General features: G+C 43.7%; 16 protein-coding genes and 1 tRNA gene. 3 read left to right on the forward strand and 14 right to left on the reverse strand.

The window, feature by feature from the left end:
* Positions 1-157: 157 nt before the first annotated feature.
* From BW716_RS09575 to BW716_RS09585, 3 genes are all read left to right on the forward strand, one after another.
* Complete coding sequence (locus BW716_RS09575) at positions 158-3,721, forward strand: SusC/RagA family TonB-linked outer membrane protein (RefSeq protein WP_179091061.1); 3,564 nt, start codon at positions 158-160, stop codon at positions 3,719-3,721.
* A gap of 10 nt (positions 3,722-3,731) precedes the next feature.
* Positions 3,732-5,153 carry a RagB/SusD family nutrient uptake outer membrane protein gene (locus BW716_RS09580; RefSeq protein WP_179091062.1) on the forward strand — a complete coding sequence of 474 codons (1,422 nt, stop codon included), beginning with the start codon at positions 3,732-3,734 and terminating at the stop codon, positions 5,151-5,153.
* 109 nt (positions 5,154-5,262) lie between these two features.
* Entirely contained in the window at positions 5,263-6,681 is a 1,419-nt protein-coding gene (locus tag BW716_RS09585; protein ID WP_083722318.1) for a TlpA disulfide reductase family protein, read from the forward strand.
* Between the two features lie 12 nt (positions 6,682-6,693).
* Here the strand turns inward: BW716_RS09585 and BW716_RS09590 are convergent, their stop codons facing one another.
* The 14 genes from BW716_RS09590 to BW716_RS09655 form a co-directional block, all read right to left on the reverse strand.
* Positions 6,694-6,948: a hypothetical protein gene (locus BW716_RS09590; protein ID WP_143708805.1), complete on the reverse strand. Its 255-nt coding sequence runs from the start codon at positions 6,946-6,948 to the stop codon at positions 6,694-6,696.
* Between the two features lie 284 nt (positions 6,949-7,232).
* Positions 7,233-7,859: a TlpA disulfide reductase family protein gene (locus BW716_RS09595; RefSeq protein ID WP_083722320.1), complete on the reverse strand. Its 627-nt coding sequence runs from the start codon at positions 7,857-7,859 to the stop codon at positions 7,233-7,235.
* A 35-nt stretch (positions 7,860-7,894) separates the two neighbouring features.
* The gene (locus BW716_RS36090) at positions 7,895-8,086 is read right to left on the reverse strand and encodes a hypothetical protein (protein WP_143708806.1); all 192 of its coding nucleotides are present in this window, start codon (positions 8,084-8,086) and stop codon (positions 7,895-7,897) included.
* 654 nt (positions 8,087-8,740) lie between these two features.
* Positions 8,741-8,816, reverse strand: a tRNA-Lys gene (locus tag BW716_RS09605).
* Between the two features lie 42 nt (positions 8,817-8,858).
* The gene (locus tag BW716_RS09610) at positions 8,859-9,902 is read right to left on the reverse strand and encodes a LacI family DNA-binding transcriptional regulator (RefSeq protein ID WP_083722321.1); all 1,044 of its coding nucleotides are present in this window, start codon (positions 9,900-9,902) and stop codon (positions 8,859-8,861) included.
* A gap of 27 nt (positions 9,903-9,929) precedes the next feature.
* Positions 9,930-11,120 (reverse strand): sugar MFS transporter, encoded by a 1,191-nt coding sequence (locus BW716_RS09615; RefSeq protein ID WP_083722322.1) that lies wholly within the window; start codon positions 11,118-11,120, stop codon positions 9,930-9,932.
* A gap of 2 nt (positions 11,121-11,122) precedes the next feature.
* Positions 11,123-14,395: a GH92 family glycosyl hydrolase gene (locus tag BW716_RS09620; protein ID WP_143708807.1), complete on the reverse strand. Its 3,273-nt coding sequence runs from the start codon at positions 14,393-14,395 to the stop codon at positions 11,123-11,125.
* Positions 14,395-15,522, reverse strand: coding sequence for a DUF4185 domain-containing protein (locus tag BW716_RS09625; protein ID WP_083722324.1), 1,128 nt, complete (start codon positions 15,520-15,522; stop codon positions 14,395-14,397). Before BW716_RS09625 ends, BW716_RS09620 begins: the two co-directional genes overlap by 1 nt.
* A 2-nt stretch (positions 15,523-15,524) precedes the next feature.
* On the reverse strand, positions 15,525-16,628 hold the full coding sequence (locus BW716_RS09630; RefSeq protein WP_083722325.1) for a prolipoprotein diacylglyceryl transferase: 1,104 nt from the start codon (positions 16,626-16,628) through the stop codon (positions 15,525-15,527).
* 4 nt (positions 16,629-16,632) lie between these two features.
* Positions 16,633-19,770, reverse strand: coding sequence for a TonB-dependent receptor (locus BW716_RS09635; protein ID WP_083722326.1), 3,138 nt, complete (start codon positions 19,768-19,770; stop codon positions 16,633-16,635).
* A 35-nt stretch (positions 19,771-19,805) separates the two neighbouring features.
* Positions 19,806-21,560, reverse strand: a complete 1,755-nt coding sequence (locus tag BW716_RS09640; RefSeq protein ID WP_083722327.1) for a RagB/SusD family nutrient uptake outer membrane protein — start codon at positions 21,558-21,560, stop codon at positions 19,806-19,808.
* A gap of 13 nt (positions 21,561-21,573) precedes the next feature.
* Positions 21,574-24,651 carry a SusC/RagA family TonB-linked outer membrane protein gene (locus BW716_RS09645; protein ID WP_179091063.1) on the reverse strand — a complete coding sequence of 1,026 codons (3,078 nt, stop codon included), beginning with the start codon at positions 24,649-24,651 and terminating at the stop codon, positions 21,574-21,576.
* Between the two features lie 2 nt (positions 24,652-24,653).
* Positions 24,654-25,670 (reverse strand): DUF4961 domain-containing protein, encoded by a 1,017-nt coding sequence (locus BW716_RS09650; protein WP_083722329.1) that lies wholly within the window; start codon positions 25,668-25,670, stop codon positions 24,654-24,656.
* Positions 25,671-25,677: 7 nt separating this feature from the next.
* The gene (locus BW716_RS09655; RefSeq protein ID WP_083722330.1) at positions 25,678-26,100 is read right to left on the reverse strand and encodes a DUF5004 domain-containing protein; all 423 of its coding nucleotides are present in this window, start codon (positions 26,098-26,100) and stop codon (positions 25,678-25,680) included.
* Between the last annotated feature and the right edge of the window lie 14 nt (positions 26,101-26,114).

The following is a 26,114-nucleotide window of genomic DNA, read 5'->3' on the forward strand; positions in this document are numbered from 1 at the left end:
TGAAAAGCCGATTGTGGTTGGAACACAAATCGGCTAACGGCCAGTAATAGTTTGAATTAAACGTCTATAATCAACCAAACCAGCTAAACAAATGTATTTAAATTTTGCCAAGAAAACGGGCATATGGACTTATTATGCCCAAAAACCCCTGCTAATTATGAATTTCAGCGCAATGCTGCTTTTGGTGATTGCCATGCAGGTCAGCGCCAGTTCTAAGGGCCAGACTGTAAGCGTAAATGTTAAAAATGCACCTGTCAGTAGTGTCCTGAAGGAAATCAGGCATCAAACAGGTTATGACTTCTTTTATAGCAGAGACCTCCTGAAAGACGCAAAGATGATCAGTATTTCCTGCCAAAATGTCGCCATTGAAAGATTATTGGATAGTTGTCTGTCCGGTTTACCCATTACCTATGAAATTAAAGACAACGTCGTATTATTCCGGAAAAAAGAGAGCATCCCGGCGCCTGTCGATTATTCTATTCCACCTATTACGCTCAAAGGCCGTATTACAGATTCTATTGGTACCCCTCTCAAAGGGGCTACTATCCGCCTCAAAAGAACACCCAATGTGATCGGGACAGATAGTAACGGAGAATTTACGTTGCCAGATTTAAAATCAGGAGATGTTATTGTCATCAGCTTTATAGGGTATCAGACCCGGGAAATTGTAGTGACTGGCGAATCATTCAATTATTTAAATATAGTCCTGAAAGCTGAAATCAATAAGCTCACTGAAATTGCAGTTGTTTCCAATGGTTATCAGACGCTGGCCAAAGAGAGAAGCGCTGGCGCCTTCGGAAAACCGGAGATGTCATTGGTATATGAAAGGTCTTTTAGCATGAATATCCTGCAACGGCTGGATGGGCTTGTTCCGGGGTTGGTCATTAATAATAGTCCCAGTGCCGCACAAAACCCTATCCTGGTTAGAGGCCTGACCACTGTTGGTACGGAGATATTACCCGGACTGGGGGTATATGGCAATGGTACCAACAGGAACCCGCTATATGTTGTGGATGGTATCCCAATCAATGACATTAACACCATCAACCCACAGGATGTAGCAGACGTAACCGTCCTGAAAGATGCGACAGCTGCTTCTATATGGGGTGCCAGAGCGGCCAATGGGGTGATTGTTATTAATACTAAAAAAGGGAGTACCGGCGGAAAATTAAGGGTGCAATATGATGCTTTCCTTAACTTCCAGGGGAAACCTAACACTAACTATTACCCTGGTATGAATAGCAGGGATTTTATTACGAACGCAGAAGAAATTTTTGATCCGGAAACTTATCCCTGGGAATCACAGACGGCTTATCCGCTTTCTGGTATGCCTCCGCATGAAGTGATCTTCTACAACCGTTATAGAGGTATTATCACTGATGAACAGGCTATTAAAAGCCTGGATAGCTTATCTGCCATTGATAACAGGAAACAAATCAAAGAACTCCTTTATTCAAATGCCCTATTATCCAATCAAACGGTTTCTGTAACTGGCGGCAACAGGCTCTATTCCTTTTATGGCTCTTTTGCCTATACCCGGAATACCAGCTATCAGCCAGGTAATAATACCAATACCTACAAACTGAATCTCAGGCAGGAGTTTTCTGCCGGTCCTCATGTTCACTTCGACCTGGTCACAGACCTGACCAACACCCTCTCCAATGCGAAGCGACCGGTCACCGCTGATTCCCGGTTCTACCCTTATCAGCTGTTCAGGGATGCGGATGGCCACAACCTTTCCATGCCTTATATGGGTACCCTGAGCGATTCTATCAGGCAAGATTACCAGGAAAGGAGTGGTATTAACCTGGACTATATACCACTTGATGAATTAAATTATGGCTATACGAAATCAAACCAGCTGAATGTAAGGAATATCCTGAATGTGAATGTATCCCTGTTTAAAGGACTGAGTTTTTCCGGTACCTATGGATATATCAGCGGCAGTACCAGGGGAGAATCTTATGATGATATCAAAAGCTATAATATGCGATATGAGTTACTTCAATTTACCGTAGCTCCTACCGCCTCTTCCAGCCCTATATATTATCTGCCTACTACCGGTGGTACCTTTGCCACCAATAATTCTACCAATCGTACCTGGACGGTAAGAAACCTGTTGAATTACAACAATAGCTGGAATAATTCTCAACACCAGCTGAGTGTACTTGCCGGGCAGGAATTACAGGAACAACACGGGGTGGTTAACACCAGCCAGGTTCGCGGTTATAACAGGCAATTACAGACGTTTACTATGCTGGACTACCAAACACTTAGCACAACAGGTGTTTCCGGTACTATTATTCCCAACTACGGAATTGTCAGCATGCTGAGTGATAATTACTTTTCACAAACGGAATCAATTTCCAGATTCAGATCCTACTTTGCGAACGGCGCTTATACCTACAACAAGAAATATTCGATCAATGGAAGTTTTCGTATTGACAAAAGTAACCTGTTTGGACTGGATAAATCAGCACAGAATAAACCGGTTTGGAGCTTAGGTGCAAAATGGATCTTATCCAATGAACCTTTCCTTTCCGGGTCAAGCTTGTTAAACACACTGGCGCTCCGCTCTACATATGGATTATCGGGCAATGCACCGAGCCCGGGTACTTCTGCTTCCTTTGATATTTTGTCGAGATATCCCAGTGCCCTTTTACCTAACGGCGCAGGGCTTTACATATCCTCTCCGGCTAATAGAAAGCTGAGTTGGGAAAGCACCAAAACAATCAATTTCGGTATAGATTTTTCCATGTTGAACAGTGTCATATCCGGTACACTGGACCTGTATGACAAAGAGACCTCCAACCTGCTGGGGTACATGCCGACCAATGCACTGACCGGGTATACTTCCGTTATCGGCAACGTGGGTGATCTCAGTAACAAAGGGGGTGAACTCAGTCTGACCACTATGAACCTTAAAAGAGGATCCTTCAGATGGAGCACCATACTGAATATATCCTATAATAAAAACAAGCTCGTGAATGTAACCTCTGCCTATAATACCACCGAAGGTTACCTGAGAATTTATCAGAGTTATGTGAAAGGTTATCCTGCATATAGCGTATTTGCGTATCAAAATATGGGATTGGATAACATGGGCGACCCACAGATCAAACTGCAGGACGGCACGATTACGAAATCGCCATATGTAACATCTACTGCGGATGTTCAATACAAAGGAACCACCCAACCTCTTGTGAACGGTGGTCTTACCAATATCTTCAATTACGGCCACTGGATGCTGAGTGCGAACGCCGTTTTCAACCTGGGACACGTTATGAGAAGAGAAGCCAACCTGTTATATACCGGAGATCCCACACACAGCACATTTAGCGGGAATTTCCATAGTGAGTTTGCGAAACGCTGGAAAACAGAGGGCGATGAAAAGACGACAAATATTCCTTCTTATGTGGCAGATAGTTATACCAGTTATAGTCGTCGAGATGTGGGTTACTATAATCATGGCGATATTAATGTGATAAGTGCAGCATACGTAAAACTGAGGGATATTTCTTTAAGCTATACGCTTCCTTCATTTATACTGAAGAAACTGAGGGCAGAACTGATCGCGCTGCGTGGCCAGGTATCCAATATCATGCTCTGGAAAGCGAACAAATACGGTATCGACCCGGAATTCCAGGACGCAAATAACGGAGTAATGACAATGCCGGTTGGACAAAAGTCTTTCACTGTAGGAATAAATGCCAAATTTTAAAAGAGATCTCATGAACTATATTATAAACAGAAAGATTATAGCTTTAATTATTTCACTGCTGGGCATTACTTCCTGTTCCAGCCATTTTCTGGAAGTGGAGCCGAAGGGATCATTGATTGCGCAATCAGTGAGTGACTACGATAACCTGTTGAATAACCTCTACGTGGTTTATATTAACAGTAATGCGCAGGTACCTATGGGTGATGAAATGGCCGGTATGCAACCTTACTTTACGAAGGCCAATTATCGTACCCAAAGGTTATTTCGCTGGGATGATGTGATCTATGAAAGTAACGACGATGCCCCTGAGTTCACCAATACGATGAAAAGTATTTATGAATTCAATAAGATCATCAATGAGATTGATAATGCAACTGACGGCACAACCATTCAGAAAGCATCTTTAAAAGCAGAGGCACAGGCCGGCAGAGCATGGACCTACTTTTTAATGATCAACTATTTCGGGTTGCCTTATAGTACCAATGCTGCAACTGATTTAGGATTTCCTATTATCACCACAGCTGATATCACGCAGACGGCATTCAAGAGAGCGACTGTGAAAGAAGTGTACGATCTTATCATTAGTGACCTGACAGCAGCCATACCGAACCTTCCGGCACAGACTACGTCGAGATTGAGAATGTCCAAAGCAGCAGCCGAAGGTATCCTGGGTAAGGTGTATGTCTTTATGGCGAACTACCAGGATGGTCTAACCTGGCTAAATGCCGCGATCAATGATATGAGCAATTCCGCAATCCCGGTAGGTCTGTACGATCTTCAAACGGCTACCGCTACTGGTGGTGCATATAGTGGTACATCTGTGCCTCCGATGACGGCGAATATCGAAAATTTACTGATTAAACAGTCTAGCAGTTACTGGTCATATATCAATGATGAATTGGTGTTAAACCCTGCTGCAGCTGCACTGTATGGTTCCACTGACCTACGCCTGAAATTTTATACAAACAAAAGCTATTCCGGCGCCTCCTACCCTGTCAGCGGTATCCTGAGGAAAAATAGGTTTTCCGCATTTTTAAATGGGGTATTGGTACCCGATTTATACTTGTTGCGGGCAGAATGTGCATGCCGGCTCGATAACCTGGCTGGTGCTACAACAGATGTGGAGACATTGAGACAAAAACGTATGCCGGCGGCTGATGCTACCGTCCCGGACTATGTAGCAGGTAATAAAATAAGCCTGTTAAATTTCATCATGGATGAAAGAACCAGGGAATTTGCAGTAACCGGAACACGATGGTTTGATATGAGACGACTGTCTACAGACCCACTTTTTAGCAATAAAACGTATGCACATGCTATTTATAACCAGGATGGCTCCTCCACACAAGTGTCACTCAGGGCCGAACGCCTCCAATTGCGCTTCCCTCAAAAAATTGTTCAACAGAGTACAGGCCTTGTAAATAATCCATAATTTTTCTATCCATAACCTTTGCTTAAGAACCAACCGACATGAAACTAACTTCCGGCCTTGTGTAAACAGCCGGAAGTTAAGTTCCTACTTAAATTTGCAATAATTAACCATGAAATATTTACAATTTATATTGCTTTCTTTTCTTTCACTGACGTTGCATGCCCAGTCTAACCCAAGAGACAGCCTGTTTATTGCAAAGTGCACATCATTATTGACGCTGGAGAACCCTCAACGGGAAACTGCCATTCTCAAGGAAGTACGTGCCTATACGATAAAGGGTGATGAGCCAAGCCTTATCACCGCAGCTACCTTACTTTTTTATATAGGCATGCCAATTGCGAGTGATTCTATTTACGTAACTGCTGCAAAAAAATATCCAAAGGGCACTGCGGCTAAAACTGTAGCATTTAGCAAGGTCATGAAAATGGAAGAGAATAGCAGTAAGGTAGAAGCAGCCTACAATAAATGGTTAAAACAATTTCCAGGCACAGGGAATGACAAGGATTTGTATGAAACTGCCGAGGCACACCTGGCTGTCATTTATGCGAAGGAACGGAATTATTCAACTGCGGAAAAATGGCTGTCCGCTGTCAGAGATACAATGCTGATCGCAAAGACGAATATAAATATTGCAGATCTCGCAATGACTGCTAATGATACCGTACAAGCCAGGAAATCAATGGAGGCAGGAATGGAAAAATTCAAATTATTATCTTATACCCTTCCTTACGACTACCGGGTTCCATACATTTCGCAATATGCATTTTTTTTATATCGGCTGCGACATTATGAACAGTCGCTTGCAGTGATTTCTGACGCTTACAACCATGCAGAAAATAAGACCCCTGAGCTAGAAAAGTTATATGCCAAAATATTACTGGCAAATAACAGGAGCAAAGAAGCAATGCTTCTATTATCCGGATTACTGAAAAAAGGTAACGGGGATGAAAAGCTACTGGCGGATCTGAAAAATGCCTACCAACAGGTAAATGGGAGTGTAACAGGATATGATGCTTATGTCCAACCGCTGATTGACACCATGAAACTGAAGATAAGAGCTGAACTTGATCTGAAAATGCTGGATGAAAAGGCGCCTTCGTTTTCACTACATGCACTCGACGGAGGAATGGTGTCTTTGGAAAAGCTGAAAGGGAAAATTGTTATTCTTGACTTCTGGGCAACCTGGTGTGGTCCATGTAAGGCATCCTTCCCTGCTATGAAGGCTACCATTAACAAATATGCTGCTGATTCATCGGTAGTATTTTTATTTGTTGATTGCATGGAGCGGGTAAAAGACCCAACAGGTGAGATCAAAATCTTCCTGTCAAAAAATGAATACCCTTTCAAAGTATTACTCGACAGCGAGTCGACTGTAGCCGATCATTATGGTGTAAAAGCAATTCCCAATAAAATAATTATCGATAGTAATGGTGTGATTCGTTTTCGTATTATAGGGGCTGAAGAGGGGCTCGATGCTGCTGTAGAAAAATTATCTGCGATGATTGAAAAGGTAAAAAAAGCAGCTTAAACTACTGATTATTCAGCCCCTAGTTAGATCTTTCTGACGCTGGTAATCCTTTTCCAACAAATTAAATTTTGCTACAGTAGTGAGGTAGTCCTGTTGCAATTGTATGTACTGTTGATCTTCAATCACCGCAATAATCTCCCCTTTCTTCACATGCATACCTGGCAGCAGCCCGGTTGATTTAACATAACCGCCCAGTGGAATACATACGGAAACCATGTTTTGCGGTGGTACGTCTATTTTACCGTTTAATTTAAGCGTACCGGACACGTCCCTTTGGGTAATACGATACAGGAACCGCTATCATCAACCGCTGCCGGGCAGCATTCAGATTTTCAATGCCCCGCCATAGGTTACATAATAACCGATGGGTAATCGTAATTCATTCTGCCTTGAGCTGTAGTTCCTGTACAAAATACCCTGTACATCGCCTCCACGCACATTAAACCAGAAAACTTTTTTTTACTGAGCTAAAAACACTGATTGACGTCAGCCACATCAATACTACCAGCAATGAACTTAATTTTTCATGCTAAGATGTTTTTGTTGTTAGACTATTCTTTTATCAAATCTTCTATCTGCTTCATGAATTTTTCCGACCCATAGTTGGCTAAGCCCTCATGCCGGAACCTGATTTTGCCATTCTTATCCAGTACGATCGTGGTTGGTAATGTTCCGGTATAAATCGCATCAGGCACATTGCCTCTGGTTTTGTAAAAAGGAACCGTAAAATTTTCCCCTTTCATATACGCATTAGCCGCCGAAAGCTCATTGTCCTCATTAACCGTCAAAAAGGAAACATCGGGATTGTTTTTGAACCTGGAATAAAGTATTTCAATGGAAGGAAATTCAGCCCTGCATGGCGGACACCACGATGCCCAAAAATTGATGAACACAACTTTTCCCCGCAATGATGCTGTAAGCTGAACAGTGCCTTTCCCGTCCTCAAAATCAAAGTCAGAAAAAGCCTGGTTTGTAACATCGTAGCCTTCCCCTTCTATCCTGGCATTATATCCCCCCGTAGCCATCAATTGCCGCAGCACCCATGATTTTGCATCAGGGTTAACCAGTATGACAATAATAAATATTCCCATCAGGATCGAAAAACCATTTCTCCTGATGAATTGTCCGAACTTATTCGCAGACACCTTTACCTTTAAAATTTCTTTATTATTCAGCATAATTCTTTCTATTTATTCGTCAGCAATGCGGGTTATTAGCTTTGTACTAATTCGTTCAGTGCTTTTATTATCTCGGGAGAAGTATAATCCCTGCCGCCCTCTATCAGGGCAATCATACCTCCACCCCAGGAAAGAATAACAGTAGTCGGTATAGCACTCCCAAAAAAGTTACCTGGAATTTCACTATTGAGAATGTACACCGATAGGCTGTACTTATTCTTCTTCATACAAGCAGACCTCTTCTAGTGCACTTCTTTATATGTTGTATCTTCTATTGTATTATTGCTTCGCCGTGAAACGAGTATACTGCATTCCGAAGCACCCCAACAACCAATATTTAGCAACGACATTAATGAGAATAATCCTCCCAATGCCATAAACAACCATTCTTTTGACTGAAAGCCCTGCACAATGATGAAATGCCCAATGTCAACCGTAGCACACGCATAAAATTCCAACCGCTGAATAAGTTTTGCTCCTTTATTTCTTCTTTTTAAAAGTGTTTATTCAAAATGGGAAATACGACGGGCAAAAGCTGATGAACGAACTAAGCTCGAATACCAATACTAAAATGCCTGATAGGCTTTGCAAGCCGTTCCGGGTTCATTAACTAATTGTTCGTTGGTGATGGATATTATTTTAGATTATGAGTTTTGATTTCTTTTTTGAGGTGCTTCTCCCTGCATGTTGCACCCCAACTGGCACATAAGTCGAGGTATATTCATCCAATTTTATAGAGACCGCCGCTACTTGTTTTATACAGATTCCATTTTCTGTAAACATTTGGATTGGTTTGAATTGGATAAACATTATAGCCAGAAAACAGAAAAGCCGCGTAAATCATGTGATTTATGCGGCGTTGTTACTGCTTAATGCTTTTCTGGTGATCCCGTTGGGACTCGAACCCAAGACCCATACATTAAAAGTGTATTGCTCTACCAACTGAGCTACGGAATCTGTTCCCATTTTCTCTCAAACGGGACGCGAAGATAATAGTTTCTATTTACTCTCCAAATATTTTTTTGGATTTTTTACTACCGAAGATCCTCTCACCTTCATCTTCGTTTTCAAAACCACCTCTCTCGGTTCCGCTGAAATCTTCTCTGGATCTAACCTGTCGAGCAATAAGCCAATCACCTTATGCGCTATTTTTTCTATCGGTTGTGCTATAGCCGTTACCGGTGTTGCAAACAATTCAAAGATGTCGTGATCATCAAAAGAGATCACCGCCAGATCTTCGGGTACCTTCAATTTCAACTGTGTCATGGCTTTCAAGCCACAGGAACCTGCCTGTATTGCACCGAATAAAATCGCATCCAGCTTAGGGTTGGCCACCAGAAAATTGCGTACGGTCTGCACCATAACTTTCTCTTCAGGTGTGAAATCTATTTCAAGTACATAGGATTTTAAGCCTTCATTTTTCAATGCATTCTTATAGCCCTTCAATCGTCCCTTCATCTGAGTGAGCGAAGAGGAAAAAGTAATAAAGCCAATATTGCTATACCCCTGTTTAATCAGGTAGTTTGTAGCATTCTCTGCACTCGGCTCATTGTCGATGACTACATAATCCGTCTTTACTTTGGGTAAGTAACGATCGAACATCACCACCGGCATTCCTGCTTTGATCAGTTCATTCACCTCCTTCTCTACCCCCGGAGGCGGAGAAATAATATAACCATCTACACTTCTATCTTTCAATACATTGATCAACTCCTTCGTCTTCTCCGTATCATTATCCGTACTGCAATAGATAATCCTATACCCTTCCTTATAAGCCTCATTCTCGATCAAACGGGCAATAGTAGCAAAGAATGGGTCAGAGATGCTCTCTACCATCAAACCAATGATATGAGATTTTCCCGTTCTCAACCCACGGGCAATAGGACTTGGCCGATACCCTACCTCCTGTATATATTTCTCTACCCGCTCCACCAGTTCCTCGCTGATGCGCTTCTCCTCCGCCTTTCCATTCAGGATAAAAGAGACCGCTGTCTTGGAAATATTCAGGCCATCAGCAATATCCTTGATTCTTAATTTCTTCACAAGTGGTTATTTAAGATCAAAAATAGATTATTTTTTAGCCAGCCTTGGATAATTATAACCGAATAATAAAATCACGATATAACAAATGATAGGCAGATAATACGCCGCAGCCACGTTGTGATTGGCGATCAACCCCATCAAAGGAGGAAAAACTCCACCTCCTACCACGCCCATCACGATGAAAGAAGAGGCCTGCTGTGTGTGCTTCCCCAGATTTTTCAACCCCAGGCTAAAGATAGTCGGGAACATAATGCTGAAAAAGAAATTGATCATTAACAACGCTACAAACGACACCCATCCCCACTGCTGCGCGACTATCACACACATCACGATATTCATACCTGCAAACATAGCCAACAGCTTATAAGGGGCAATGATACGCATCAAACCCGTACCCACAAAGCGACCTATCATCAGCAGGATCATACTCAATGAGAAAAAATACCCTGCCTTTTCATCACTCAACCCCATCACATCATGCCCATAATTGATAAAATATGCCCAGGTACCTCCCTGTGCCGCTGTATTGAAAAACTGTGCTATAGCTGCAAATACGAAGTGTTTCTGTCGGATCAGGGGCTTTGCTTCACCCAGGTCTTCATGCGTTGCATATTGTAATTTTGGAATGCGAATAAATAAAAAAACCACTGCCAGCGTAGCGATCACCCCTCCTATCACCATGTATAAATCCCGCACAGCCTGTAGATCATTTGATTCTTTCAGGATGATATAACTACCCAGCGCAGGGCCTATCACCCCTCCCAGGCCATTGAAAGACTGGGCAAAATTGATACGCTGATCACTGGTACGCTGATCTCCCAAAGATGCGATCAACGGATGGGCGACTGTTTCCAAAGTAGCCAGTCCACATGCCAGCACAAACAACGCCAACCGGAAATAATTAAAAGAAACTGCTTCTGCTGCGGGAATAAACAAAAACGCACCCGAGGCATATAATAACAGACCTAATAAAATGCCACGTTTATAACCAAACCGCTTCATGAATATACCTGCCGGTATCCCCATCACTGCATACGCTCCAAAAAGGGATAACTGTACCAACCCGGATCTAGACTTTGAAATATGTAAGACATGCTGAAAATGCCGGTTCAATACATCTCCCAGTGTGAGTGCTACTCCCCAGCATAAAAACAGGGAGGTCACAAATAAAAAGATAGTCAGGTATTTTCTTTCCGTGAAATTTGGTCGAACGCTCATTATTATTCCTTTTTACCGGCGACCGCGACAGCGACTCTCGAATCCGCACAGCCGTAATAAAGGAACCATTTATTATTGAATAACACAAGTCCTTCTATAAAAACAGTACCCGCAGGATATTGGCCGCTTTTTTCAAAAGCTTCCTGTGGGATAAGGAAAGGTTGATCCAGCCGGTCTAAAAGCTGGTCAGGATGTTCGCCATCAAATAATGCCTGTCCGGCAGCATAGGTATTGGCAGTATAGCGCTTATCACCATTAGCAGCGTTGTTCTTGCCGTTATATAACAAGACGATCCCCTGATCGGTTTTGACTGCCGGAGGACCACATTCTGTGAGGTCACTATCAAAATACCCTTTTCTTGGTGACATCAATTCTTTCAGCTTACCATCTGGTGTTGTGAGCGGTGTCCATTCATAGAGATTATCAGATGTAGCTGCATAGACATGGTGCTCTCCCCAATACATCCAGTATTTGCCATTTACTTTGGAAATGACCAGCTGACCATTATTTACCGCTGTGAGGATGGAAGCAGATTTGGAAGCGATATCCCGGAAGGCGCCTTTGAATACCGGACCTTTTTTCTCCCAGTGAATCAGGTCTTTGGATAGTGCAGCACCTAAACGCGGCACTTTATTGTTCCATTCTGTATACAATACAAGGTAGGTACCCTCTTTTGTCACTGCTACGCGGGGATCTTCACAACCACCTTTCCATTCAAATTCTTTTGCGTTGTCATTGTCAGGGAATAAAACAGGTTCTTTAGAGCGGGTTTTAATCAAAAGTCCGTCTTCACTGGTGGCGAGACCAACACGTGAGGTGCGCATACCAATGCCTTTGCCAGAGCAGTCTTCTGCTCTGTACAAAATACAAACCTTGCCATCTTTTAATACGGCGGCAGGATTGAATGTATCATTGGATTCCCAACCTACCAGTTCCCCCGTCATAGGGTCGCGGAAACTTGTTGTAGAATCAGGGCTTATTAAAGGATTTACGCCCGCAGGACGCACGAATGGGCCAAGTGCCCAGGAACCCGCAGAAGTAAGCGAAAACGGCTTGTCTGCTGGCTTTATTCCCCTTTGTTTATTCGGTTCGGGCCCCATTACAAGGTGCAACACCCCACCATTCATAATTGCATTATGCGTGATATAATTATGTTCATAAGGCACTCCATTCAAAGTCGCTGACTGGATATATACATTCCGGGGACTATTATTTTCCGCTTCCACTATGAATTGTTTGTTATTCTCAAGGGTGATCGTCATCTTTGGAAACAAAGGACTCCCAATCACATACTGATCTGTTCCGGGACATACACTATAAAACCCTGCAGCACTCAGCACATACCAGCTTGACATCTGCCCCTGATCTTCATCGCCGGGGTAGCCATTCTCAGTAGCATTGTACATATTCTGCATGATCTGTCTTACATGCCACTGGGTTTTCCAGGGCTGCCCGGCGTAGTTATATAAATAAACCAGGTGGTGAATCGGCTCATTCCCCTGCGCATATTGCCCCATGTTGAATTCGGCCATCTCCGTCATCTCATGGATCACCTGACCATACCCTCCGACTTTGATAGTACCCGGTATGCTGAATACGGAATCGATCTTATTGGTAAACTGTTGCTCCCCGTGCATCAGGTTGATCAATCCCTGCACATCATGGAATACTGACCATGTCCAATGCCATGCATTCCCTTCTGTATATGGACCACCCCAGTCCAAAGGATCGAACGGCGTTACCCAATTCCCTTCTGCATCTTTTGCACGCATGAAACCAGTGGCAGGATCATACAGATTTTTGTAATTATACATCTGGCGACTAAATACCTGCTCATAGAATGGCTGGTTCGTCATCTTTGCCAGCTGGTAACCACAAAAGTCATCATAAGCGAATTCCAATGTCCAGGAAGAGGCGCCTAATGTCTTTTCTGAATAAGGGCAATAGCCCATTTCATAATATTCCTTGTAACCGGGTCTGCCATTCGCACTACCCCATGGACCTTTGTTGGTTGCCTCATGGAAGTATGCTTTCAGGGCTTTTTGTGGATCAAAGGTGCGGATACCTTTTGCCCAGGCATCTGTCAATAGAGATATGGCATGATTGCCCAGCATCCCTCCTGTTTCGCCCGGAAATGACCAGGCAGGGAACCAGCCACATTGCTCCTGTGCATCCAGCAATGCCTGCGCATAACGACCTTCCATGGTTGGATGCATAATTGTGTTCAAAGGAAATTGTCCTCTGAAGGTATCCCAGAAACCATTATCTGTATACATATACCCGGGATGGATCTTTCCATCGTAAGGACTGAAGTAGTATGGATTGCCATCTTTGTCATATTCGAAGAACTGATGTGAGAAGAGATTGGCGTGGTAGAGACAGGAATAGAAAGTTGCCTTTTGTTCTTCTGTACCTCCTTCTACTTTCATTCTGGATAAAAGGGCATTCCAAACTTTATCGGCAGCAGTATGGGTGTCTTCTAATTTTTTGTAAGTCCCCAACTCACGCTGTAATGTCAGTGTTGCCTGCTCCGGACTGATATAAGAAGAAGCTACCTTTGCTTCTACTTGTTTTGCATTGCCAAAGTCGATGTATGCACCCATACCTTCGCCTTCGCCTTCAGAATTATTTGCATTTATTCTATTATTCTGCCATGTACCATACGCCTTAAAAGGCTTGTCAAATGTGATCTCAAAATAATTGCGAAAGTTCTGTGGCGCCCATCTGGCATTATTTACATAACCAGTAATTTTCCGAGCCGAAGGATCTATCTTCACCTGGCTCATTTTGGTATACCCATCCAATACAATAATAGCTCTCTTAGAAGGAAATGAAAAACGAAAATGCACCCCTCTTTCTGTAGGAGAGAATTCTGTTTTTATACCATTATCAAAAGTGACTTTATAATAACCGGGTTGTGCGATTTCATTTTCATGTTTAAAAGAGGCGGCACGTTCATCCTCATTCACTAACAATTCTGACTCAGGGAACAGCGAAAACACTGCGTAATCATTCACCCATGAACTACACTGGTGTGACTGCTGAAAGCCCCTGATCGTATGTACAAAATACTGGTACTTCCAGCCATCTCCATTCTTACCTGTTTGCGGGGTCCAGGTATGCATACCAAAAGGTAATGCTGTAGCCGGATAGGTATTACCATAAGAAAATTCATACTTGCTATTGGTTCCCTGCCTTGTATTTACATAGTTTACCTGGCTCATGCCACGTATAGCTACAATACACAGTAACAAGGCTAATAATAATTGCTTCATCAATGAGTTAGTTTAAGTCTGAGAAACCGTGGACGATATAAATGTGGATGTTTTTGCAGGTCGTTAAAGAATTCTACTGAATTCACATTATAACTGATCAATAGTTCGCCCGGTGCAGAGATGCCAGGATGCGCCTTGGCATTGTACATGACATAGGTTTTTTCTTCCGCATCCTTACTGCAATCCCATAATTTGATTACTGGGCCAAAAGGCCCTATAGGCGTAGTACCTACCCGCATACCGATGGTAGTACTTAAGCCCCCCTCCTGGAAGATAAGTGCGTATTTACCATCTGGCAATGGCGATACACTGAGTTCATTGGATACTTTATTTGTTACATCAACGGCCTTATTCATTTCCTTCACCCATGTCTTGCCATTATAAAAACGCCATTGATCAAAATGATCGAATTCAGCAGGCTTTACTCTCGCTACGACCATACCCTTTTCCATACCATGCACACCGTAGATGTATACATAACCATCAGGGGCAGGCGCTCCGGCCTTCTTTGTATTGACATAGATACCTGCGCCATAAGAGCCGATCTGCCCGGATTTATCTGTAAAAAAGAAAGGCGTATCCATCTGCTCGTACTTTGTAAACGGAGGCGTTGTGCCTTTGGAGATCTTAATCAGGGTATTACCGACTTCCCTGAAACCAAAGGCTTCCTGTGATACATTGCGGATGCGATAACCAAATATATAAAGGGTATTATCCTGTTCCTGGTTTACAAAGCCATCGCCCAGCCAATAGTAATCATTTTTCTCTGTAAGCGGGGTACCTGGTTCAAATACGGAGATGGCTTCGTGTTGCTCATTTTCCGGCCAGGAGAATTGCATCTCATGCCCGTTCCAGATGGCCACACTATTGTGAATCATGCGGGAGCCGGGTTGTAATGAATCATTTTCTATCGTACCAATCATGGAATCACTGAAGATAAAAAGCAGGCTGTCTGACCGACGGTTTTCCACCCCGTTAAACGGAATGGAATATATACCATCTCCGCCAAACCAGCCGTTATTCCTGATGAAAAGGGCAGACCACTCCGGCGCCTCTTCTACCTTATATTGCGCCTGTAAGTTTACAAGCATTACCAGACCTGAGAGTGTAAAAAGCAATCTCTTCATAACTATGGAATTTGTTTTGTAGGTGAAAAATAATATCTACCCGTTAACCAAACAAATCCTGCGACCCCTCCTGCCATAAAAAGTAGTGCAATTATTTGCGCCTGACTCAGCTGGAATAAGGTATATTTCGGGGTAATACGTATTACTTCAATATAATAGCGCTCGATTCCGTTCAATAATAAATATATAAAAAACATTGCCCCCGGTACCCGCAATCTTTTCCTGACCATCCACATACCCATGAATAACAGGATGCATAATACCGCTTCATACAAAGGTGTTGGGTATACACCGAGAGGCAATTCATAATAGCCATTTTTAAATACCCCTGTATCAATTGCATTGTGTGGGTAAGTATAGGCCCATGCCCATTGTGGTATCCAGTCTGGTTTTACATGTCTGTTCACAATTCCCCAATCTCCATCACCTGACAACTGACAACCTATTCGCCCGATCCCATATGCCAGCATCATTCCCGGAGAGCCGATATCTGCCATATGAATCAGTTTGATCTTATGCCGGTAGCCAATGTAGAGATAGGTCAATGCGCCAAATATGAGGCCACCATAGTAAGTAAAGCCACTTCGTGAAAACAACACAGTAACCGGATTATACAAAAGCTCCTGAAAATGCTCTACGGCATCAAAGAGCTTGGCGCCTATAAACCCAAATACCGCCACCATGAATACGATGTATGGCATGAGCTGGTAAGGGTGTATGAATTGGGAGGCTGCTATTTTATAACTATAATAGGCCCATATGCCCCATACGAGTGCCAGCAAACAGCCTGCTATCCAGTTGCCCCTCAAAGAGAAAAGTAATGATACAGGATCCTGCCGCTGAAGTAATGCCAATACAATCGCCACTACCTTATACCCAATCAGAAACCCTATGCCCGCATTCACTATCACCTCCACCGGCTTACTGGCGGGCCTGACCAGCATACCTCTTATTGTGCCGTCATTTTCTTTCCGCTTAAACTCCGCTACAAACACCACATAGGCCCCGGCAAATGCCAGGGCCATACATGTACCAAATGTCTGAAGGTTGACCTTCACCGTAATGTGGAATAGATAGCTGATCAAATCTCCGATAGTAGGAAACATATGCTTAAAGACTTAATTGTACTCCTAAGTTAACCACCCGCTGGTTAATATACGCATCACCCGCAGTATTCGTACTGATCTCAGGATCCTGCTGATATTTACGGTAGTTATCCCAGGTAAACAGGTTGTAAGCACTCATATACACCCTTGCACTGTTCAGGTGAAAAGGCAGCATCTTCGTTGGAAACTGATACCCCAGATCCACTGTCTTCAGACGGATATAATGTGCATTCACTAACCAGTAATCAGATGGATAATAGGTAGGACTATTTACAGATGATTTGTTCGTAGTCAGTCTTGGATACTTTGCACTGCCAGCAGTCTCAGGTGTCCATGCTTCCATATGTACCGGCTGGAACTGACCAATGAAAGGTTCTATACCTGTGCCTGTAATGATAAAGCTGTAGTTGAAAGACCCCTGCAGCAATACACTCAGACTAAAACCTTTGTAACTCGCCTGCAGGTTCATACCCAGATTCGTATTAGGCAGGTTTGGATGCCCGATGGCACGCTGGTCAAATACATTGATAAAGCCATCTCCGTTCAGATCCTGGTATTTCAAATCACCTGCATGCAATGGCAAACCATTGTCTGGTACCGCTACTGTCTTGTTTCCAGCATTGCTGCCACCATTGGATGCCATGTAGGTATTTACATTATCAATATCATCCTGTGTATAGTACCCCAATGAGTGATAACCGAATGGCTGATTCAATGGTTTTCCTGTATGTGATAACCATGGATAAGCAGGTGATGCTTCACTCTGATACAGGATCTTATTCTTTGCATAAGAGAAGACAAAATTCGCCCCCCACTGTACATTGCCAATACTGCTATGATACCCAATCTGACCGTCAAAACCCTGATTCTGTGTACGACCAATGTTCACTGCCGGCAATCCCACACCAATGATATCAGGTACATTGTTCGGCACGATCAGCTGATCATAACGGATATTCCTGAACACCTCGATGGTAGCAGAAAGCTTGTTATTCTTCAGCATATTGATATCAATTGCCAGATTGGTTTCCTTTTGCTTCTCCCAAACTACATTGCTGTTTGCGAGATTCCCTTCGTAGAACATGGTATAGTTGGAAGGAGATTCACCGAACGGATATGTATTGCCATTCTGGATATAGTTCTGTGCATAGATATAACGGTTATTGGGCGCTACATCAGAGCCTACGATACCATAGGAACCACGGATCTTGAAGAGACCAAATACAGGGAATGCTTCTTTGAAGAACTTTTCGCCTGACAGGTTATAGCCCAGACCAATCGCCGGGAATAAACCAAAGCGATGACTTGCGGCAAACCTATCGGTACCATTGTAAGCTGCTTTCAGATCCACCAGGTACTTGCCATCATATTCATAGTTGGCAGAACCGGAAACACCCTGAAACTTTGCAGGTACACCTACAGACGCTGCATCCAGGTTATCATAGGCATCATAGGTTTGTGATTGCTGGTTTAATAATAACAAACCTGTCACGTGATGCTTTTGATTGAAAGTGCGGTCATAGTTGGAAAAGAATTGCAGGTTCACATTATTTGTATAGATATTGGTATTCCCTGAATAATAGATATTGGAGAATACATACGTACCTGCAGGATTCAGGGTATAAGACTTATCAGTAGGATCGTAATGATAAGAAGGAATAGAACCAAAGTTACCCGTCCCTCTTGTATACTGCTCCTGGCTGGAATAGGCGATACGTGCACTGATGGATAAACCATCGGTAATTTTATTCAGTTGCTGGGTAGCATTGAATACGATATTGTAATCCGTTCTCTTTGCATTCTGATAACCACCTGTGGCCAGTCGTGCATTTAAGGTTGGTAAATGTCCTGTATTAAAACGGGAATACGCATATGCATAAGAGCCATCAGGATTCAGAAAGGGTGCTGTAAACGGCGTTAATTTACTAAAGTCAAATACTTCAGACAATGCACTGTTTGCTGACAGGTTCGGTGAATTCGTTGTTGAAAAACGGGTCGTCACATCCAGTCGCATCGTCAATGTCTTATTTGCTCTCAGATCCAGGTTAGACCTGAAATTGTATCTTTTAAAATTGTAATTGGTATTTACTGTACCACGTGGATCAGGGAAGGTACGTACCAGTCCATTCTGGTTCATCGCGCCACCTGAGATAAAGTACTTCACTGTTTCATTACCACCTGAGATATCCAGATTCGTATTCTGCTGAAAACTGAATTGTTTGAAGATCGCATCATACCAGTTTACATCCGGATGTCCATAAGGATCGGTATGGTTTTTATATGCATCCAGGTCTGCCTGTGTGAACTCTGCCGTCAGCCCATCATTCGCATCTGCCTGATTGATGAGGCGTGCGGACTCATATGCATCCAGGAACTTAGGGATCTTTGTCGGTGTTTGTGTACCACCTTCCACACGTACATTGATCTGTGGTTTACCCAGTTTACCACGACGGGTAGTGACAACCAGTACTCCATTTGCGCCTTTGATACCATAGATGGCGGTGGTACTTGCATCTTTCAATACGGAGATAGATGCAATTTCATTTACGTTGATCTGTTGCAACTGATCATAGGTATATTCCACATCATCCACGATGATCAAAGGTTTATTACCAGCAGGATTCAGTGAGCTCACACCACGGATATAAAAGTCAGACGCATCTTTACCCGGCTGACCGGATGATTGTTGAGAGAAGAAACCCGGTAATCTGCCAGACAGTGCATTCTGCACATTAGCAGTAGGCACGTTCCTGATTTCAGCAGCATTGATGGTGTTGACAGAGCCTGTATTGGTGATACGGGTGGTCTTACCATAACCAACTACCACTACCTCATCCAATGCCTGGTTATCTGAAGCCAATGTGACATCTATCCCATCATTCCTGCCTACAACATTCAGTTCTCTTGTCACATAACCGAGATAACGGAACACGAGAATATTGGAAGATCCTTTTAAAGTCAGTTTGAATTTACCCGCCGCATCAGTGATCATCCCATTTGTTGGTACCCCTTTTTCAGCTACCGTGACACCAGGCAGTGGCCCCTGAATATCTCGCACAGCGCCGGTAATCACCCGGTGCTGCGCCAGTAGCACGCCGGGGAGTAAATATATTATACAAATCAGCAGTATTATTTTCCGCATATCTGATTGTTTGTAATTTTTAGGAATTGAGTAGCTTACCATCCCGGATTTTGTTTCATAGCCGGGTTCTTCGCCACTTCATTGTAAGGGATGGGATACAGGTATTGGTTGTCTTTGAACACCGTAGTCAGTATATTCACTGTACTATAGGTATTGGAAGCCCCGTTCTTTACAATGAATATGCCCGTGCGTGGTTGGTTCATCACAGTACCTGCTATCTTCCAGCGACGGATATCAAAATAACGGTGCTCCTCAAAAGCGAACTCAATTCTCCATTCATTCTGTATCACGGCCCTCATCTCTGCCTGTGTCATATTTGGTGTAAGACCATAGTTACCATCATCACCTGCTGCAATACCGGCTCTTGCCCTGATGGCGTACAATTGCTCATATACATCTGACTGTGGTGCGGACTCTGCTTCGTTACGTGCTTCTGCATACCCCAGCAGAATTTCTGCATAGCGCATCACAATCCAGTCGGACGAATGATTGCTATAAGTGGTGGCTGCTTCAAAGTCACCCATAAATTTGCGCATATAGTAACCACTCTCAGTTTGTTGCTGAGAAGAATTCGGTTTACTCTTACCACCTTCATAAGTATCTACTGTGCTGCTCAACCAGGTAGCACCATTGTAAAAAATGGTTGCATTAAATCGTGGATCACGTTTTACATCATTTAGTAAACTATAAGGATCAGCAGCGAGATAACCGGAAGCGGGGTTTGTAATAGGTAAACCATTCTGCATAGGGAAAGCATTGACCAACTCCTGGGTAGGACTGGTATTGCCTGTACCACCTGCCTGAAAACCTACAGGGCCATTGCGGGTTTCGATACCGGTAGAGTTATTCCCCGGACGTATAAAGATCCTTTCACTATTATTCTGATCGAGGAAAATATGTGTGAATGAAGGTAACAGGGAATATACACCCAGGTTCATTACATCTTTTGCCGCCTGTGCTGCCAGTGTCCAGCGGTTTACGTCATAATCAGTATAACCTGTCAGGGCATTCCCACTCTCTATATTACCCCCATTAAACAGCGGACTCGCAGCGAGCAACAAGGTCTTTGCCTTCAGTGCCAGTGCAGCACCTTTTGTAGCTCTGTAGTTATCACCATCTGATGCAGGTGCAGAGATCAGGCTATCTTTGATCGCATCACATTCATTGACGATATAGGTGATACAATCTGCAAATGTGCTACGTGGTATCTCAAGATTATCTTCGATATTGTAGACTTTATCGCCCAGCAACGGTACACCGCCATAGCGCCTTACCAGTTCGAAGTAAAAATAGGCACGGAGGAAACGCGCTTCACTTCTCCATACCTGCGCTGTAGTTGTACCGTTAGACAAACCACCTTTTACAGGTACTACACCGATACCATTGATAAAGATATTTGCATTGCGCACTCCTGCCCAGAAAGCATCCGGCACACCGGAGCTGGAAGGCGCCTGTGAGAGGTTGGTACCTTCCCAGTAATTTTCAGACCCAGGGAAGTTGAACGATGTGACTGCATTTGTAGTCAATAGCGTTACAGGAATACTGCTGCCTGTCTGTGAAGAAACTGCATCATCACTCGCTGCATCCAGGTAATCACCGCCTACGCGACTATGTCCACTCTTTACGATGGCATAAATACCATATAGGTAAGATTGTGCATTCACACCCGCAGAATCCAGCGGATCGAAGACATAATTGCCTGTCACTTTATCTACCGGAAACTGCTCGTACTTTTTGCAACCACTGATGAGAGCAGCGAGCAGTAGTATTTTATGAATATAATTTTTCATAGCTCAATCTCTTTTATAACTTAATACTAACACCTGTGCTTACTACCCTTTGAATGGGATAGCTATATGGTTGTACCTCCGGGTCCATGCCCTTAAAGCCAGCGATGGTAAAGAGGTTCTCGCCATCCACAAATATTTTCAGACCGGAGATGCGGATTCTCTTTAGCAGACTGTATGGCAGTGAATACCCGATCTCCGCGTTTTTTAGTCTTAAATAGTTGCCATTCTTCAGGTAGAAAGTAGAGAACATCGTATTGTTGTTCGTAGCGGATACTGCCAGTCTTGACAAGGTCGCTTCGCCTGCAGTTTCCGGTGTCCATCGACCAGTCGCATTTTCATATACCTGACCGTTCGTGGTGTTATAGTCCATACCAAAGTGATCTACGGCATTATTCAATGCACTGATCTGCCTGTTGCCTACACCCTGAATGACGAGACTAAAGTTGAATCCTTTGTAGTTACCACCCAGTGTGACACCGAAGAATGCCAGTGGTTTGGTACCTCCGATGGTAGACTGGTCAAAGGCATCGATCACACCATCTCCATTCAGGTCTTTGTATTTAATATCGCCGGGTTGTGGGGTATAACCAGCTATGTGTGCACTACTGGCGGCATCTTCGGCATTCTGGTAAAGCCCCAGGGATGTATAGCCATAATAGGTGCCTGATACTGGTAATCCGGTTCTTTTGTTCCAGGCATAAGGAGTAGCCAGTTCATCGTTGTAGATGATTTTGGAATAAGCTAGATTTCCGTTTGTAGTGACGAAGTAGTTAAAGTTGCCCAGGTGGTTGTTGTAAGTCAGAGACAACTCAATACCATGATACTGGTTCTTACCAATGTTCTCCAAAGGATAACCGGTACCCAGCAAGGCAATAGAATTACCACGATACCCCAGTATATCTGAATATACATCATGGTAATAATCGGCCGTGAGTTGTAAATGATTCTGGAAGAAAGAGATGTCTGTACCTACATCGAACTTGTTTGCTTTTTCCCAGGTGATATAAGGATTGGCCAGTGAACCTTCGTACTGATAATAGACGGTGGTGTAGCCGGTACCTACCTGGTAATTCTTACCATTGTTATTGGAATTGTAGGTTTGAGAATAAGCGTAATATAAAGAGGCGTTCAGATCAATATTCGCATTGCCTGTTCTGGCATAAGTAGCTCTCCATTTCCAACCACTGATCCAGGGAAGGTTTTCTTTGATGAAATCCTCACTGCCCATTTCCCATCCCAAACCGGCACCGTAGAAGAGGCCCCAGCGTTTGCCATCAGGATAACGGTTATTGCCACTACCTATCAGGGTTGCATTTACAAAGTATTTCTTATTGTAGTCATACCCTACTCTACCTCCTGCATTGGTGGTGGTAGATGCCAGGTCATAGTTCGCTACGACGGACTTGCGGTCGTACATCAGCTGTGCATCTACATTGCTCTTTTCGAAGCTCCCGTTATAGTTCAGGCTTCCCTGTGCATATGACTGACGGGAAGTAAATACCGTGCGGAATGCATTGCTTTGGGAGGTAGTGGTACCATAAATCACATAGGCGCTATCTATGTAACCATAAGATGGATTCTGTAAACTCCTGTCCAGTGCGGTGATAGACTGGTATGCCAGGTTACCTTTAATTTTGAATGTCAACCCTTTCAGCACACTATTCAGGTTGTAGTTCAGGTCTAAATTCGCGAGAATGTCATTGGTATTGTTTTGAGTATAGCCTGAATACTGTGCTCTTGACAACAGGTTATTGCTGTAAGGGCCACCATTACCACCGATGTTGTTACCACCAAAGGTGCCATTACGGTTGTAAATAGGATACGCATTATTAGGCGTTGAAAACAGTGCATTCAACAGACCGTTGTAATCATTACCCGGTTCGCGGGTGTTCTGTACACGACCGAATAACTGAAGGTCCACATTCAGGTTCTGATTCACCTGCACACCTATGTCGGAGTTGATGACATAGCGTTTGAGACTATTGTTCGTACTATAAGATACATCCGGACTTGTTTTGAAAATTCCCTCCTGGTCAAAGTAACTGAGTGATACGGAATAGCGGGCCACATTTGTACCACCATTCACATTCAGTTTGTAGTTGGAGATAGGTGTATAATCTTTCAGGAGAGTTTTGAACCAGTTGATATCAGGATGGCCATAAGGATCCGTATGATTCTTGTATGCAGCGAAATCTTCTGCACTGTACAGGGCAGGCTTTCCATCATTCATCAGTGTTTCATTCATCAGGTAAGCATATTGGTAAGCGGGCAGTGGTTTTGGTAAACCTAATGACTGCTGCATGCCGGTCTGCGCCGTGAATGTGATATGCGGGCGACCCATCTCCCCTCTCCTCGTCGTCACCAGCATTACCGGTCGGGAACTGTTATTACCTAATAATAAGGTAGACAACCCATCTTTCAGCATAGAGATCGATTCAATGGATTCCGGATCGATAGAAGAGATTTCTCTTTGCACGCCATCAATCACGGTAACGGGTGTTTGTCCTCTTACACTCAGACTAATTTCAGAGTTATCAGTAGAGCGGTTGTTATTGGAAGAGGCGTTCACCAGTGTTTGTCCGATGATGGCAGAAGAAGAAATTTCACTCACATTGAAAGAAGTGAAACCACTGTTTTGTTTGGTATACACGCCTGACAGTTGGCCGGGAATGGCGTATACATATAAAGAAGCAGGTGTAGTGGTCAATTGCTTTGTATAGATGGTAGACACGGCACCCAATACTTTGGAGCGGTCTACTCTTTCATACAGCATATCTACCTGGTTAGGAGATTTCAGGAATGCATCAGTGAGCTGTACCGTCATTTCAGCGGTGGCTTTCAGTTCACGGGTATAATAGTCCTTCCACAAAAACACTAACATGGTACCGGGAGGTGTATCCAGATGAAACTCTCCGTTTGCATCTGTAAATATTTCCTTCTTTGAATCTTTTACCATGACCTTTACGCTGGCCAGTGGTTCGCTGAATTCATTGACAACAGTGCCATTGATGCCGGACTTCTTTGCGTCCTGGGCAAAGATCTTTTGTTGCGTGAATGCAAACAGACAGATCAGGCAAAATATGTAGCGCATAATCATCCACATTTAAATTTGTAAGTGAAAGGAGCAGTGGTGTTACCATATCCCACCTGTTTGGTGCCGGTCTTATCTGTGATGTAGTAAGTCATGTTGGTAACGGTCTGGCTATCGCTCACACCGAAGAATGACCGGGGCCAGAGGGTAATCTCATAGCGGCCGCTGCCTACCCCTTTCATCAGTGTTCTGGAAGTCTGTTCACAGATAGTGATTGTCTGTCCATCACTGGTCGTACCTGTTGCACAGAGGTATACTTCATCACTACCGGAAAGTTCCGTCTCAATTACATTGGAGTCGAATGTAATAGTAACGAGATCGTTGTCCAGCGACTTTGGTGGAGAAACGGTAGTGAGTTGTGGATTACAGAAGTCAACCAGGTCGCCGCTGCCGCCAGTCACCGTAAAGCAATCGCCTATGTACTGGTTGTAATATTCTGCGGTAGGACCATAGCCTTCATCGAAGTAGGTATCGGAGGTAAAACCGTTGGTCGTATTAGCGACTACATAGGCCAGTTTTACAACAGTAGGATTATCATCCGCACCTACTTTCAGGTTGATATAAATAGAGCCCGTGATCTTATCGCCATTTGCATAGGTGAATGGATTATCACTTTGCATAACGACCCATTCCATATCATCAATGAGGTTACCGGCAATGCCGAAGGTAGCTCTCATATAATCAGGCCAGTTCTTGCCATCTCCGTGAGCAGCAAGGGTGGTGAGTGGCACCATGGTAAAGGAGCCATCGCCTTTGCTGCTCTTGTAGGTCGCCGTCATGTTCTGCGTACCTTTCCAGCCTTTGGGCATCAGTACACCAAGTATGAGGCGATCACTACCACCGGAGTTGCAGGATTCATCTATGTCCAGTTGGATGGGTACAACATCACCTACCTTGGCGGACGCAGGGATGGTAACTTTAGAGATCTTTATATGACAGAAGCTGAACACTATGCCGATAAGGAGTAATGCGGACAGCATCCAGATCTTACGTCCTTTAATATTTAAACGTGGAAGCATAAAATTATCAGTTATCTTTTTCCAGTGTATAGATATATGCGTTCAGTTCACAACCCGGTACGAAGGTGAGGTTCAGTTGCCGCACGCCCGCCGTGGTGATGTAATTGAAGGGAGTGGCAACAGCAGATCCCCCCTGAGGGGTGAACGTGATTCTGAATGGATATGCAGGATCATCCAGTACGTAGGTGCCATTTGCATTCACGAGAAAAGGCACCCTGTTTACGATGGTATAGTTGCCTGTGGAATCAAATTTCACCCTGAATTGTGTGAAGTCAAACGCGTTGGTGATGTCAGTTCCATTCCTTGTAGCATTCAGGATCTTCCAGCTACCGGAAATATTTTTGGGAGCTTCGCCTACCGGAGAGATCTCTTCTGTCTTGCAGGAAAAGAGCAGCAGGCAAAGGAGTGATGGAATTATATAGCGGTTCATAACATGCAGTGATT

Origin of the sequence: [Flexibacter] sp. ATCC 35208 (assembly GCF_001975825.1) — a bacterium.
In the GTDB taxonomy this organism is placed as follows: Bacteria; Bacteroidota; Bacteroidia; order Chitinophagales; family Chitinophagaceae; genus Chitinophaga.

Excerpts from the sequence above, each read along its gene's own strand:
- BW716_RS09575 (WP_179091061.1), top strand. The coding sequence starts at position 158 with ATGAATTTCAGCGCAATGCTGCTTTTGGTGATTGCCATGCAGGTCAGC.
- BW716_RS09580 (WP_179091062.1), top strand. The coding sequence starts at position 3,732 with ATGAACTATATTATAAACAGAAAGATTATAGCTTTAATTATTTCACTG.
- BW716_RS09585 (WP_083722318.1), top strand. The coding sequence starts at position 5,263 with ATGAAATATTTACAATTTATATTGCTTTCTTTTCTTTCACTGACGTTG.
- BW716_RS09595 (WP_083722320.1), bottom strand. The coding sequence starts at position 7,859 with ATGCTGAATAATAAAGAAATTTTAAAGGTAAAGGTGTCTGCGAATAAG.
- BW716_RS36090 (WP_143708806.1), bottom strand. The coding sequence starts at position 8,086 with ATGAAGAAGAATAAGTACAGCCTATCGGTGTACATTCTCAATAGTGAA.
- BW716_RS09615 (WP_083722322.1), bottom strand. The coding sequence starts at position 11,120 with ATGAGCGTTCGACCAAATTTCACGGAAAGAAAATACCTGACTATCTTT.
- BW716_RS09620 (WP_143708807.1), bottom strand. The coding sequence starts at position 14,395 with ATGAAGCAATTATTATTAGCCTTGTTACTGTGTATTGTAGCTATACGT.
- BW716_RS09625 (WP_083722324.1), bottom strand. The coding sequence starts at position 15,522 with ATGAAGAGATTGCTTTTTACACTCTCAGGTCTGGTAATGCTTGTAAAC.
- BW716_RS09630 (WP_083722325.1), bottom strand. The coding sequence starts at position 16,628 with ATGTTTCCTACTATCGGAGATTTGATCAGCTATCTATTCCACATTACG.
- BW716_RS09635 (WP_083722326.1), bottom strand. The coding sequence starts at position 19,770 with ATGCGGAAAATAATACTGCTGATTTGTATAATATATTTACTCCCCGGC.
- BW716_RS09640 (WP_083722327.1), bottom strand. The coding sequence starts at position 21,560 with ATGAAAAATTATATTCATAAAATACTACTGCTCGCTGCTCTCATCAGT.
- BW716_RS09645 (WP_179091063.1), bottom strand. The coding sequence starts at position 24,651 with ATGCGCTACATATTTTGCCTGATCTGTCTGTTTGCATTCACGCAACAA.
- BW716_RS09650 (WP_083722329.1), bottom strand. The coding sequence starts at position 25,670 with ATGCTTCCACGTTTAAATATTAAAGGACGTAAGATCTGGATGCTGTCC.
- BW716_RS09655 (WP_083722330.1), bottom strand. The coding sequence starts at position 26,100 with ATGAACCGCTATATAATTCCATCACTCCTTTGCCTGCTGCTCTTTTCC.